Origin of the sequence: Flavobacterium sp. P21 (genome assembly GCF_050632225.1) — a bacterium.
Lineage (GTDB): Bacteria > Bacteroidota > Bacteroidia > Flavobacteriales > Flavobacteriaceae > Flavobacterium.
Map to the genome: position 1 here is coordinate 1985630 of NZ_CP192585.1, position 13826 is coordinate 1999455.

A 13826-nucleotide genomic window follows, 5' to 3' on the forward strand; every position below is an offset into this window, starting at 1 on the left:
ATTAACGAAATGACTCGTTTTTTAATTCGAAAAAGATTTTACTATTAAGTTGAATTTTGCTACTTTTGTCGCACTTTTATTCTGAAATAAATTCAGAACCAGACAAATTCTATATTATGAACATACACGAATATCAAGGAAAAGAAATTTTAGCAAGTTACGGAGTACGCGTGCAACGCGGAATTGTGGCTAACAATGCGGTTGAAGCTGTAGTCAGCTGCAAAACAATTAACTGCCGAAACTGGTACAGGATGGCACGTAATAAAAGCACAAATTCACGCAGGTGGTCGTGGAAAAGGTGGTGGAGTTAAGCTGGCAAAAAACTTACAGCAAGTTGAAGAGTTAGCAGAACAAATCATCGGAATGCAATTGATCACACCTCAGACTCCGCCTGAAGGTAAAAAAGTAAATAAGGTATTAGTTGCAGAAGATGTTTACTATCCAGGTGAAAGCGAAACTTCTGAATTTTATGTTTCTGTTTTATTGAATAGAGGTACAGGACGCAACATGATCATGTATTCTACTGAAGGTGGAATGGATATCGAAGAAGTTGCTGAGCACACTCCACACTTAATCTTTACTGAAGAAATTGATCCAACTGTAGGATTACAAGGTTTCCAAGCTAGAAGAATTGCTTTCAATTTAGGACTTTCTGGAAATGCTTTTAAAGAAATGGTGAAATTCATCGATGCACTTTACAATGCTTACATTGGTTCTGATGCTTCAATGTTTGAAATCAACCCAGTTTTAAAAACTTCTGATAACAAAATCTTAGCTGTTGATGCTAAAGTTAACATCGACGACAACGCTTTATACAGACAACCAAAATATGCTGAAATGAGAGATATCCGTGAGGAGAATCCAATCGAAGTTGAAGCTAAAGAAGTTGGTCTTAACTATGTTGACCTTGACGGTACTGTAGGATGTATGGTAAATGGAGCTGGTCTTGCAATGGCAACTATGGACTTAATTAAATACGCTGGTTTTGAGCCTGCTAACTTCCTTGACGTAGGAGGAACTGCTGATGCAAAACGTGTTGAGACAGCTTTCAGAATTATCTTGAAAGATCCAAACGTAAAAGCTATCTTAATTAACATCTTCGGAGGTATCGTTCGTTGTGACCGTGTTGCTCAAGGTGTAGTTGATGCTTACAAAAACATGGGTGACGCTATTAAAGTGCCAATTATTGTTCGTTTGCAAGGAACAAATGCTGAAATTGCAAAAGAATTAATTGACAACTCTGGTATGCCAATCTTATCTGCAGTTCAATTCCAAGAAGTCGCTGACCAAGTTAAAGTCGCTCTTTCTTAATTAAAATAAGAAATCAATTTATATAGAAAATCCATTCCGAAAGGGGTGGATTTTTTGTTTGTAATTATGTCAAAAAACATTCCGGTTAAGAATATTTTTAAGACAAAGTATATTGAAGAGGCGCACTGCTGTGCGTCTACGTCTCGTGAATCCATAATGGGAAATACTTTGCGTAGACGCACAGCAGTGCGTCTCTACAATAAATGTGTTTAAAATTTTCTCTCGCAGATTGAGCAGATTTTTAATGATAAAGAAAAAATAAATCTGCTTAATCTGTAAAATCTGCGGGAAACAAAAATTTCAGCAACTCGTAAAAAAATATAGCCACAGATTAAAAAGATTCGCAGGATTTTTTAAAATCTGTGTTAATCTTTTTAATCTGTGGCTAAAAACTTTGCGAACTTTACGTAATTCTTTGCGTGCTTTGCGGTTAAATAAATTACTTTTTATTCTTCCCGTTTTTGAAAACCACTTTTTCTACCACAACTGGTTTTCCATTTCCTTTTGGGAATGATTTCTTCTTAGGTTTTCCAGCTGATGAACCTGACTTTGATGGACTTTGATCACCTCTGTATTTTTCAGAATCTTTTGGAGTCGCTTTGAATTCAGGTCTTTCTTTAGAAGTTTCTTTTTTAGGAATTTCAGCTCTATGTTTTGCTAAAACGTCATTTGGGTTTTTAGGATTTTCTTTTGTTCCTCTTAAATGAATTACCAAACCATTCAAGAAGTTGCGCAGAATCTGATCGCCACATTCCATATAATTTGGATGGTCCTCGGCTCTGAAAAAAGCACCTAATTCTGATTTTGAAATTCTGAAATCTACTAATTCTAAAATTTCAACTATTTGGTCATCACGGAGCATCAAAGCCACGCGAAGTTTTTTAAGTATATCGTTATTTGTCATCGTTTATTTTTTACAAAGGTACGGTACAATCTGCTAAAATTGTTGTTATCATCAAATTTTAATTTTGATGATTTTGTTTCTTGTTAATTAAAATTAGAATCTTTTGTAATTTATAACTTGTTAAAAATTAGCAAATTAAATTAATAATATTGCTGTTTTATGCGTTTTTGTTGCGTATAAATGCATATTTTAAGAAATGTTTAGTGCTTTTTTCTTATAAAAACGCATTTTGTTGATATAAAACGTTAAATTGCAACTTTAACGAACCAATCTATTAACTAATTTTTAACTAAAGTTTATGAAACAAAAGAATTTTATCTTTTCCTTCGTTTTGTTCTTATTTGCTTCGAGCATTTTGTTCGCACAAAAAATAACTGTCAAAGGAATAGTGACTGATGAGACAGGAATGCCTATGCCAGGAGTTAACATTCAAGAAGAGGGAGGCTCGGCTGGAACTACGACTGGATTTGACGGCGATTATCAAATTAGTGTCAATAAAGGTTCTGTTTTAGTTTTTTCGTTTATCGGATATAAATCAACGAAAGCTACAACAGCCAGCACCACATTAAATGTAAAAATGATTTCTGATGCAAAAGAGCTTGACGGGGTTGTAGTAACCGCTTTGGGGCTTAAGAGAAGCGAGAAATCACTTGGTTATGCTACGCAAAAAGTAAGAGTAGCAGATGTTGTTACGGTGAGAGAAACAGATCTTAATAACGCTTTGGCTGGAAAAATTGCAGGTGTTCAATTTCAAGGTTCTCCGAGTGGCGATTTTAGAACCTCTTTGCTTAGACTTCGTGGAGATACAGGAGTATTGTATGTGGTTGATAACATTAAAGTTAGTACAATTAGTGATATTAACCCAGAAAGCATTGAAAGTATCAATACTTTAAAAGGTTTATCTGCAACAGCGCTTTACGGACCAGAAGGTAGAAATGGTGCAATTGTAATTACAACAAAAAGAGGTAAAAAGGGAGCTACTACAGTAGAGTTTAACGTAAGTTCTTCATTAGAAAATGCTTATGGATTGCCTAAATTTCAAAATGAATATGGTGGAGGTTATTCTCAAACTTTTCCAAAATATACTTATAATCCAGCTACTGACCCTGCTTCTTTTGCTCGCTTTCAACGGTCAGGATATTGTTGATTATACGGCAGATGAAAGTTGGGGACCAAGAATGCAAGGTCAAATGGTACGTGCATGGAATAGCTGGGAAGAAGGGACGCCAGAATTTGGAAAACTAACTCCTTTTTCTCCAAATCCAAATAATATTAAAGATTTTTACAATACTGGAGTTACCAAAAGATCTAGTTTGTCTGTTGGTAAAGGTGGTGAAGACTATTCTATAAACTTTGGTATAACTAGAACAGATAAAGAAGGTATAGTACCAAATACAGCAAGAACTCAGTATGATGTAAATCTTACTGTAGAGGCTAGTTTAAGTAAGAAATTTAAAGTATTCTCAACTGTTTTATTTCAAGATAGACAAACTACAGGATATAATGATAAAAACTTAATCTTACCAGCGGTTGCGAGTTTGAGACAATGGTTTCAAAGGCAACTAAATATGGATGATTTAAGAAATTATCGTATGAATGGTAAAATAGTAACTTGGAACAGAACGAGTCCGACAAATGGAAAATCGATAGGTTGGAACTCTCCATTTTTTGATCAATACGAACAACCAAACAACGAAGACCAAAAATCTTTTAATGGAAAAATTGGCGGTTCTTACCAAATTATTGATGATTTGGCGGCTACTGTAGAGATAAGAAAAACATATATTGGAAACAATTATTATGATATCTACAAAGCTTGGGGCGGTGCCGAAGTTCCTGTTTATGAAGAAAGTCTTCAAATCACGAATAAAGATGAAATTTCAGGTATTTTAAATTATAAAAAGAAAATCAACAAATTTGATATCACAGGAAATTTAGGTTTCGAATATCAATTTTATGATAGAACATACATGGACGATACTACTGTTGGAGGTTTAGTTTCAGAAGGATTCTACAGTATAAGTACTTCAGTGGGAACACCGCTTATTGATAACAAAAGGTACAAAACAAAAAATCGCGCGACCTTTTTAACAGCTTCTGTGGGTTATGATGATTTTGTTTATATTGATGGTTCTTATCGTAATGATTATGCTTCTACTGCCGATGTAAATGATAATAAATTAGCTACTTATGGTATTTCTGGGAGTTTCGTTTTCTCTAAATTTATTCCAGAAAATCGTTTTTTCACATTTGGTAAATTAAGAGCTGGTTATGCAATGGCGCCTCAGTTTCCTGGAGTTTATTTAACAAGCCCTATTTACGGAATCGGAACGGCTTATGGGACCTATCCAGTTTCGTCAACACAAACAACACCAAGTAATCCAAGATTGAAAGGTGGAAATCGCGAAGAAAAAGAATATGGGGTAGATTTGAAATTCTTTAATAATAGACTTTCATTAGATGTTTCTTATTTTGACAGATTAGATAATGAATTGCCTTATAGAGTAGATTTGGATGCTTCAACAGGAATTGGTGGCGTTTTTCTAAACGGAGGAAAACAAACTTACAAAGGTTTTGAAGTTGCATTGTCTGGAACACCAATTAAAACAGATAAATTTGAATGGAATATCGGCGTCAATTTCGCCACTTTAGATAGACAAGTAGTAGCTATTGCTCCAGGAATTACGAGAAATATTATTCAGTCTGGAAACTCAAATATGGGTAACGTTCAGTTGGTGGAGCAAGTAGGGGAAAAATGGGGAGCTATTTACGGAAGCAGAATTGCAAGAGATGAAAATGGAAAACCAAAATTAACTACTGCCGGAGCTTATGTGAGAGAATTGGGAGTCTATTTAGGTAATGTTTTGCCAAACTATACAGGAGGTTTAACGACATCTTTTAAGCTGAAAAATTTTGATTTAAGTTTAGGATTTGATTTCCAACAAGGTGGTAAATATTACTCTGTTTCTAATTCATTGATTAATAGAACAGGAGTTGGTATTGAAACAGTTGGTAACAATGATTTAGGAAATCCAAAAAGAGATCCAATCGTAAACGCTACTACTGGCGCAAGTATTGCTACAGGAGCAATGCTAAATTCTGCAGTAACTCCAACTTCAGGAGGACTTTTGGTAGAAGGTGTAGATGCCACAACTGGCGCTGATGTTGCTTACCGTGTAAGTACTAGAACATATTGGTCAAACATTAGAGCTATTACTGAGCCTTTCTTAGAAGACGCTTCATACGCAAAATTGAGAACAGTTAGAATTGGATATACTTTAACTAAAAGTGTGTTGCATAAAACACCCTTCGAAAAAATCAATGTTGCGCTTTATGCAAACAATGTATGGTTGATTTATGCCGCAAATCGTGACATCGATCCATCAGAACTTCAATCGTATAATACATCAAGTACGCCATTTATAGAAACGGCTCAATTGCCAAATTCTAGATCTATTGGTTTAAATGTTGTTTTAACTTTATAATTATAAAAATGAAAAAAATAATAATAACATCAATTTTAGCACTAACAACTGCTTTGTTGTCAGTTTCTTGTGATAATGCTGATTTTGGCGATACCAACTTAAATCCAAATTATCCTAGTGTCGCAAATACAGCTTCTTTGCTTACAGGAGCCGAAAGATCAATGTCGCCTATTCTTACTGCAACTGAGCCACTTTGTTATGTACAATATATCACAAACGGACAATATCCTAAGGAAACGATTTATGATGTAGTAAATTTTGAATATACCAGCAATTATGTATCTATTCTAAACAATTTACAAGCTGTTATAGATTTAAACAAAAATGCGGCAACGGCTGGAGTCGCTTTAGCTAATGGTTCAAACAATAACCAAATTGCTGTAGCAATGATCTTGAAAGCTTATGTTTTTCAGCATATTACAGATCGTTGGGGAATGGTTCCCTATACTGGAGCCTTAAAAGGATTAGATAATCCATTTCCTAAATTTGATACACAAGAAGCTATTTATGATGGATTGTTTAAAGATCTTACTGATGCAGTAGCACTTATGGATGCTGGTGCAGGACCAAAAGGCGATGTGATTTTTACCACAAAAGCGACTCAGATGTCTGAATGGAAACGTTTTGCAAATACTTTAAAGTTAAATATGGCGATGCGCTTATCGAAGAGGTTTCCTGCTCCAGGAGGTTATGCTCGCAACAAAATTTGTTGAGGCTTTAAACGCTGGAACTATTGCTTCAAATTTACAAAACTTTACATATCCTTATATTACTGATGAGGCTTATGATAATCCTTGGGAAGACCGTTTTGAAACTAGAACAGATTATTTAGTAAGTGAGCCTTTCGTAAATTTATTGATTGGTACAGGGACAAATGTTGCACCACAAGATCCTAGGTTGGTAAAATTTGCAGAAAAAGCGACTAACGGTGGTGGAATTTACAAAGGTGGTCTTACTTCGGCTGTAGGAAACACAACTGTTGCCAATTATTCTTTTATAACGAATACTATTATCAAAAATAAAACTGCTCCTGCATTTTTCTATACTTATGCACAAGTTTCTTTTGCGAAAGCTGAAGCGGCATCTTTAGGATGGATTCCGGGATCAGCGGCAACTTTTTATGCTGAAGGAATTAGAGCTTCTATGGCACAATGGGGAGTTACAACTGCGGCGGCTGACGCTTATGTATTGCAATTTCCTTATGTAAATTTAAAATCTATTGCTTACCAAAAACACATTGCTTTGTATATGCAAGGTTATGAAGGATGGAATGAGTGGAGAAGATTTGGAGCTGATGCTGTTGCTCTAACTGTTCCTGTTGGAGCGATTGGGTCTGCTACAATTCCGCAAAGGCAAGCTTATGGTGCAAGTGTAAAAACATTGAATTTAGAAAATTACAATGCCGCAATTGTCGCTCAAGGAGCTGACAAAATGGAAACAAAAGTATGGTGGGCTAATTAATTTAGTCACTATAACTTAAACGAAAAAAGAGGAAATCTCACTACGGGATTTCCTCTTTTTTATTTTTTATGTTGAGAAATAATTACTAATTAATGCGCATTTAAAACAGCTACAATTTTATCTAAATCTTCTTTTAAATGATTTGCTGTAATCACAATTCGGTTTAGTGGATCAGCTTCTTTGGTATATTTGAAACTGGCAATAATAATTTTTTCTTCTTTTAGATTTTCTACTAATTCTTGCGATAAGATATAAATCAGAGGATAACTTTTGTCAAACTTTACATTACTGTTTGGGAGTAAAATAGAATCGATATAATTCAAATTATCCAACAGTTTTTGATGCTGTACTTTATAAATTTCTTTTGCATCAAAAATTGTTTGAACAAAAGCTGGATTCATTCCGGCCGCACTAGTAAAAGTTTCTAATTCCTTTATTTGTTCAATGAAATTAGAATCACTTGCAATGACACCGCCCGTTAATCCAAATGCTTTTCCTAACGAAGAAACCATGATTTTTCTTTTAATTGGAAAAGAAATGGAAGAATAAATTCCATTGCCGTTTTTGCCAACAATTCCCAAAGAATGTGATTCGTCAACAATCAATGTGATTTCTTTGTGGTTTGGAATTTTTTCTAAAAATGATAAAGCGACAGGTTTTGTCTCAAACGAAGGAACGCCATCGGTAAGAATGGTTATCTTTTCTGGTTTTGAATCTAATAGACGATCGTTTAAATTTCCGTTTAAGAATACAGGAAAACTATTTTCAGTTTGGATTGCATTGTGCGTATCATTCAAATGAAAAAAACAATCGGTTTGTTTTTTCATTAAATGGACAACCAATTTCCCGGCAAGCATTCCTGAAGAAACGGTAATAGCGCTTTCTGAACCAATATGCGATGCTAAGAATTTTTCGCCTTTATCATAAGCGCTCAGCTTTATATTTGCAGTTCTAGAACTTCCATAAGTTGTTCCCCAATTTAAAATATTCTGAACAACTAAATTCTGAAAATCCTTATTTGTTGGAAGGCCTAAATAAGCAGTCCCACCAAAATACAGATAATGTTCTTGGTCAATTTCAATAACGCGATCAGGAAATTTTTCGACTATCATTTTTTATAAAAGTGTAACTCCAGTTCCGTTAAGATCAGAATACGAAATGACTCCGTCTTTTATTTTTACACCAGTTGCAATGTCTTTATCTAATAGCAAAGCGCCATCCATATCAACATAATCCAATTGTGGAAGCAAATGTGCAATAGCCGAAATCCCAACAGTAGATTCGGTCATACAGCCAACCATTGTTCTTAAGCCAAGTTTTTTAGCTTCTTCAATCATACGTTTTCCAGGAGTTAATCCGCCACATTTTACCAATTTCACATTTACACCATGAAAATGATTATGACATTTAGCAACATCTTCTTCAATGATACAGCTTTCGTCTGCGATTACAGGAAGTGCAGAATGTTTAAAAACTTCTTTGTGACCTTCCCAATTGTCGGCTTTCATGGGTTGTTCTAGAAATTCAACACCTAATTTTTTAAGCTCTACAGAATTGTTGATCGTTTCTTCAACACCCCAGCCACAGTTAGCATCGATTCTAAAAATAGCATCGGTATGTTTTCTGAGTTCTTTTACGATTGCAATATCTTCTTTGGTTCCTAATTTAATTTTATAAATTGGCCAAGGAAGTTCCTGCATTTTTGAAACCATTTTGTCAATAGAAGCAATTCCGATTGTGTAATCTGTCATCGGATTTCTTTCCGTAGTATAGTTCCATAATTCGTATAATTTTTTGCCTTTTTTGCGAGCATACAAATCATTATAAGCAAGATCTAAAGCACAAAGAGCAAACATATCGTCTTTTAAATACGGATGTATTTTTGACCAAAATACTTCTGGAGTTTCGTCTTCGGTATTTTCAATAATGTTTCTGATTTTTTCCAAATCCGCCATCATCATTGGAACCGTAGTTTTGTAATACGGATTTGAAGTAGCTTCTCCAAAACCAGAAAAGCCATCGCTTTGCAATTCTACAATTAAAGAAGGTTGAAAATCAATAGATTCCCTTGAAATCGTGAAGGTATGTTTTAGTTTTAGGTTGTATTCTCTTAAAATTAGTTTCATCGTCTTTATGTTGTTTTTTTAGGTGTATTTTGCTCAATAACCAAGCCAAAGAACTGCTTTTACAAAGCCATCTCTCCATAATTTTTCGTTATGCTGGCCACCAGGTATAATTCTAGTTTTGGTTAGATGAAGACAATAACAGCGGTTCTTGTCTAGTAAGCGCTCCATTTTATGTAAATCATTTACCATATCATCACTTTCTTTGTCTCCACAAAGAAAATAGATGCGCGTTTTATTTTTGGAGCTTGTTCTGTTAAAGTATAAATGTCGTTTGTAAACCAAAATGATGGGGAAAAAATACCCGCATTGCCAAAAACTTCCGGATATTTTAAAATAGCATAATAAGAAACCAAACCACCAAGAGAGCTTCCCATTATTGTTGTGTTTTTTGCTTTGGTTTTAGTTCTGTAATTTTTGTCGATATAAGGTTTTAAAGTTTTAACTATAAAATCAAGATAATTATCGGCATTACCTCCGCCATATTTTTCATTTTTATAAGGAGTCAATTCGTCGATGCGTTTGTCGTTTCCGTGCTCAATTCCCACAACAATTACTGGAGCTTTTAAACTGTCTAATTTTTCATCTACATTCCATTCGCCAACATAAGAAGTTTTGGCATCAAATAAATTTTGAGCATCATGCATATAAATAACGCTGTACCTTTTTTTAGGCGAAGCCGAATAACCTTCGGGCAAGTAAAGCCATATTTTTTTGGTAGTTTTGAGCTGAGGAGCTTCAATGGTAAAAGTGGATACGTTTTTTGAAGCCGTGCTTTCCTGTGCATTTCCAACCGTAAATGTCAGTAGAAATATAAAAAAGAAAAATCCTCGAATCATTCGTTTTTGCGTTTTAGATTTAATGTAATAATTTAGCTAAAAATAATAATTTGATGAACACAGAAGAAGAAAAAGAAGTTTACTTTTAGAAATGATTGCATTTGCGACTATTGATGGGCATTTGCATAAACGTGAGGTAGATTTTTTGTGGATTGTTGCTGAAGAATTGAATATCAGCAAAGAAGAATTTAAGGATTTATTTCATCAAGAGAATAAGACCAAAGTAGCTAGATCTGAGTTTCAGCGTATTCAGCAATTTTATAGATTGGCTTTGATTATGCATTGCGATGGCATCTTGCATGAAAAAGAATCAAATGCGATACATCAAATTGCACTCGAAATGGGATTAAATCCAACTGCGGTAAAACGAGTTTTAGAACTGATGAAAAAGGCGCCAAACGCTATTATAGATCCTAAAAAGTTGCTTAGTGTTTTTCAGGAACAACACAATTAAGATAATTGTTCCTGAAGTTTTTTGATATCGTCGCGTAATTTAGTCGCTTGCAAAAAGTCTAATTCTTTTGCCGCTTTTTCCATTGATTTTCGTTTCTCACGAATTAGCTTTTCTAAATCTGTTTTAGACATATAGGCCGTTTCTGGTTCAGCGACAACTGGTAACGTATGGCCTAATTCGTATTCAACCAAAGGATTTTTAGTAAAGGCGCTATCGATCTTTTTATTTAGAGCCTGAGGCGTAATATTATTTTCGGTGTTGAAATTGATTTGCTTGGTTCTTCTATAATTGGTTTCGTCAATTGTTCTTTGCATGCTGGCTGTGATTTTATCAGCATACATAATGGCTTTTCCGTTTAAGTTTCTTGCCGCACGACCGATTGTTTGCGTCAAAGATCTGTGGTTTCTTAAAAAACCTTCTTTATCGGCATCCAAAATTGCTACAAGTGAAACTTCGGGCAAATCCAAACCTTCACGAAGCAAGTTGACTCCAATCAAAACATCAAAAATACCTTTTCGCAAATCCTGCATGATTTCGATTCGCTCTAATGTATCGACTTCAGAATGAATGTATCGACAACGAATATTTACTTTGGTCAAATATTTTGCTAATTCTTCGGCCATTCTTTTGGTTAAAGTGGTGACCAAAACTCTTTCGTCTAATTCACATCTCACCTGAATTTCTTCGATCAAATCATCAATTTGATTCAAACTTGGGCGTACTTCAATTATTGGATCTAATAATCCGGTTGGACGAATAATTTGCTCCACATAAATTCCGTCTGATTTTTGTAATTCATAATCGGCGGGAGTTGCAGAAACATAAATGACCTGATTTTGCAAGGCTTCAAATTCTTCAAACTTTAAAGGTCGATTGTCCATTGCGGCAGGCAGACGGAAACCATATTCAACCAAATTTTCTTTACGGTCGCGGTCGCCTCCATACATAGCGTGAACTTGTGAAACGGTTACGTGGCTTTCGTCAACAACCATCAAATAATCGCTTGGGAAATAATCTAACAAACAGAAAGGTCTTGTTCCAGCTTCACGTCCGTCTAGATAACGGGAATAATTCTCAATTCCAGAACAATAGCCCAATTCGCGAATCATTTCTAAATCGAAATTAGTTCGTTCTTCAAGACGTTTTGCTTCCAGATGTTTTCCTATTTCTTTAAAATAATCTACTTGTTTCACTAAATCCTGCTGGATTTGCCAAATAGCGCCTTGTAAAACTTCTGGAGAAGTCACAAACATATTGGCAGGATAGATGGTCAATCTTTTGAATTTCTCGATTACTTTGGAAGTTTGAGCATCAAATGATTCTATTTCCTCAATTTCATCTCCAAAAAGTGAATTCGATACGCATCGTCAGCATAGCTTGGATATACTTCTACCGTATCTCCTTTGATTCTGAAAGTTCCCGGATTAAAATCGGCTTCCGTTCTGGCATATAAACTTTGAACCAAACTATGCAATAATTTGGTTCTCGAAATAACCTGATCTCGGGTAATTTCAATTACATTTTTTGAAACTCCACTGGATTTCCGATACCATATAAACAAGAAACTGAAGCAACAACCAAAACATCACGACGCCCAGAAAGTAGGGAAGAAGTAGTGCTCAAACGCATCTTTTCTAATTCTTCATTGATAGATAAATCCTTCTCGATAAAAACACCTGTAACAGGCATAAAAGCTTCTGGCTGATAATAGTCGTAGTAAGAAACGAAATATTCAACCGCATTATTTGGGAAAAACTGTTTGAATTCAGAATACAATTGCAGTCGCCAAAGTTTTGTTGTGTGCCAAAACCAATGTCGGGCGTTGCACTTCCTGAATAACATTAGCAACTGTAAATGTTTTTCCGGATCCTGTAACTCCTAATAAAGTTTGATATTTTTCGCCATCTTCAACACCTTGTGCAAGTTTTTGTATGGCTTGTGGCTGATCTCCTTTTGGACTATATTCTGAAGCTACTTGAAAATTCATTTTTTATTGATGAAAAATTAGTTTTGTAAAGATACAAAGTTTGAAGGCTATAAAAAAGACAAATAAGGTTGCATAGGATCGCATGGATTTTATGTGGTGTAGTCCCTACGGGACAATTTTTCCGTTGATTAATGTTTTTCTACCAATATATAATCTCTACGAGATTAAAAAAAATCAATTGGCATCAGAATTATCTCGTAGAGATTATATATTGGTAGAAAAAATATTTTCACATTTTAAAATTGTCCCGTAGGGACTACACATTACGTACTATTTTAAAAAATCAATCATTGCATCATTTACAAATTTCGACTGATCGATACTTAAAAAATGTCCAGCATCTTTAACCATTATTGTTTTGGCGTTTGGTAGATATTTTTTTGCACGTTCCAAACTTTCGTCTGAATTGATAACGTCTTTATCGCCAATTAATACCAAAACCGGATTTTTGATCGACTCTAATTCATCATCTGAAAAAGGCGTCATTTTGAGCATGCTTGAGTTGGATTTTGCATATTTATTCGCCAAATAAAATTGTCGGTTATAAATAGGGCTGATTTTTTCTGGATGAGTAGAAAATGTTTTTAATGTTTTGCTGAACTTCTTTTCGCTTGGAAACAATTTTAAAAGCAAAGCCGAGGATGTTTTTCTGGGTTTATCAATAAATTTAAAGGTTTGAGCAGGACTCAATAAAACAATTTTGTCAATCGAATTGTTTTTTTGAACGGCCAATAATGTTGCAATCCAGCCTCCGCGTGAAGCGCCGACAATATCAAATTTCTTTAATTTATAATGATCGAAAACTTCATTGTACCAAAGGACAATTTCTTCTTTTGAAAGTGGTTTTGCGGTTAAAGTTGATTTGTTTGGTTCCATTAAAAAATCAATGGCGTAAATACGGTGAGTTTTTGCCAAAGCATTGATATTTGGATACCACATAGTAGAACTTGCATCCATTCCGTGAAGTAAAACTAAGTCTTTTCCGTTTTTTGGTCCGGCGATAATAACGTGCGCTGTTCCAAAACTGGTTTTTACATTTTCTTCAGTATAAGGAACATCCCAAAGTTTTAGGGCTTTGTCGTAAGATGCAGTATAATTTTGTTTGTCGCTTTCTGTTTTAAAAACATAATCTTCGAATTTAGTTTTTTTCGAAGAAGCACAAGCTGTCAGTAAAATAATAAAGAATAACCAAAAGAATATTTTTGAAGTACGCATAAAATTAAATTTACTTTTAAAGGTACAACAATCTAATTTCGAAGCTT

Annotated in this window: 9 protein-coding genes and 3 pseudogenes; 6 read left to right on the forward strand and 6 right to left on the reverse strand. The window is 34.6% G+C overall.

All coding sequences use genetic code 11. The features are described from left to right. The first annotated feature begins 116 nt into the window (after positions 1-116). A pseudogene (gene sucC / locus ACQ9BO_RS09830) lies at positions 117-1311 on the forward strand (ADP-forming succinate--CoA ligase subunit beta). A 439-nt stretch (positions 1312-1750) separates the two neighbouring features. On the opposite strand, the gene ACQ9BO_RS09835 reads toward sucC, so the two are convergent. Further along, positions 1751-2215: a DUF1456 family protein gene (locus ACQ9BO_RS09835; RefSeq protein WP_431244555.1), complete on the reverse strand. Its 465-nt coding sequence runs from the start codon at positions 2213-2215 to the stop codon at positions 1751-1753. A 355-nt stretch (positions 2216-2570) separates the two neighbouring features. On the opposite strand from ACQ9BO_RS09835, the gene ACQ9BO_RS09840 reads away from it, so the two are divergent. From ACQ9BO_RS09840 to ACQ9BO_RS09855, 4 genes are read left to right on the forward strand one after another with little or no spacing between them, the layout of a single operon-like run. Then, positions 2571-3362, forward strand: coding sequence for a carboxypeptidase-like regulatory domain-containing protein (locus ACQ9BO_RS09840; protein WP_431244556.1), 792 nt, complete (start codon positions 2571-2573; stop codon positions 3360-3362). Then, positions 3331-5700, forward strand: coding sequence for a SusC/RagA family TonB-linked outer membrane protein (locus ACQ9BO_RS09845; RefSeq protein ID WP_431244557.1), 2370 nt, complete (start codon positions 3331-3333; stop codon positions 5698-5700). The genes ACQ9BO_RS09840 and ACQ9BO_RS09845 overlap by 32 nt, the downstream gene beginning before the upstream one ends. A gap of 8 nt (positions 5701-5708) precedes the next feature. After that, positions 5709-6413 (forward strand): SusD/RagB family nutrient-binding outer membrane lipoprotein, encoded by a 705-nt coding sequence (locus ACQ9BO_RS09850; RefSeq protein ID WP_431244558.1) that lies wholly within the window; start codon positions 5709-5711, stop codon positions 6411-6413. After that, positions 6391-7161, forward strand: a complete 771-nt coding sequence (locus ACQ9BO_RS09855) for a SusD/RagB family nutrient-binding outer membrane lipoprotein (protein WP_431244559.1) — start codon at positions 6391-6393, stop codon at positions 7159-7161. Before ACQ9BO_RS09850 ends, ACQ9BO_RS09855 begins: the two co-directional genes overlap by 23 nt. 89 nt (positions 7162-7250) lie before the next feature. Here the strand turns inward: ACQ9BO_RS09855 and ACQ9BO_RS09860 are convergent, their stop codons facing one another. From ACQ9BO_RS09860 to ACQ9BO_RS09870, 3 genes and pseudogenes are all read right to left on the reverse strand, one after another. Next, positions 7251-8273, reverse strand: a complete 1023-nt coding sequence (locus tag ACQ9BO_RS09860; protein ID WP_431244560.1) for an aminotransferase class I/II-fold pyridoxal phosphate-dependent enzyme — start codon at positions 8271-8273, stop codon at positions 7251-7253. A 3-nt stretch (positions 8274-8276) separates the two neighbouring features. Then, positions 8277-9287 carry a dipeptide epimerase gene (locus ACQ9BO_RS09865; RefSeq protein ID WP_431244561.1) on the reverse strand — a complete coding sequence of 337 codons (1011 nt, stop codon included), beginning with the start codon at positions 9285-9287 and terminating at the stop codon, positions 8277-8279. A gap of 33 nt (positions 9288-9320) precedes the next feature. Continuing rightward, positions 9321-10123, reverse strand: a pseudogene (locus ACQ9BO_RS09870) (alpha/beta hydrolase). Positions 10124-10214: 91 nt separating this feature from the next. On the opposite strand from ACQ9BO_RS09870, the gene ACQ9BO_RS09875 reads away from it, so the two are divergent. After that, positions 10215-10577, forward strand: coding sequence for an excinuclease ABC subunit B (locus tag ACQ9BO_RS09875; protein ID WP_431244562.1), 363 nt, complete (start codon positions 10215-10217; stop codon positions 10575-10577). Here ACQ9BO_RS09875 and uvrB read toward each other — a convergent pair. Beyond that, positions 10574-12564 (reverse strand): annotated as a pseudogene (uvrB, locus tag ACQ9BO_RS09880) (excinuclease ABC subunit UvrB). The gene ACQ9BO_RS09875 and the pseudogene uvrB overlap by 4 nt on opposite strands. A 270-nt stretch (positions 12565-12834) precedes the next feature. After that, positions 12835-13779, reverse strand: a complete 945-nt coding sequence (locus ACQ9BO_RS09885) for an alpha/beta fold hydrolase (RefSeq protein ID WP_431244563.1) — start codon at positions 13777-13779, stop codon at positions 12835-12837. Positions 13780-13826: the final 47 nt, after the last annotated feature.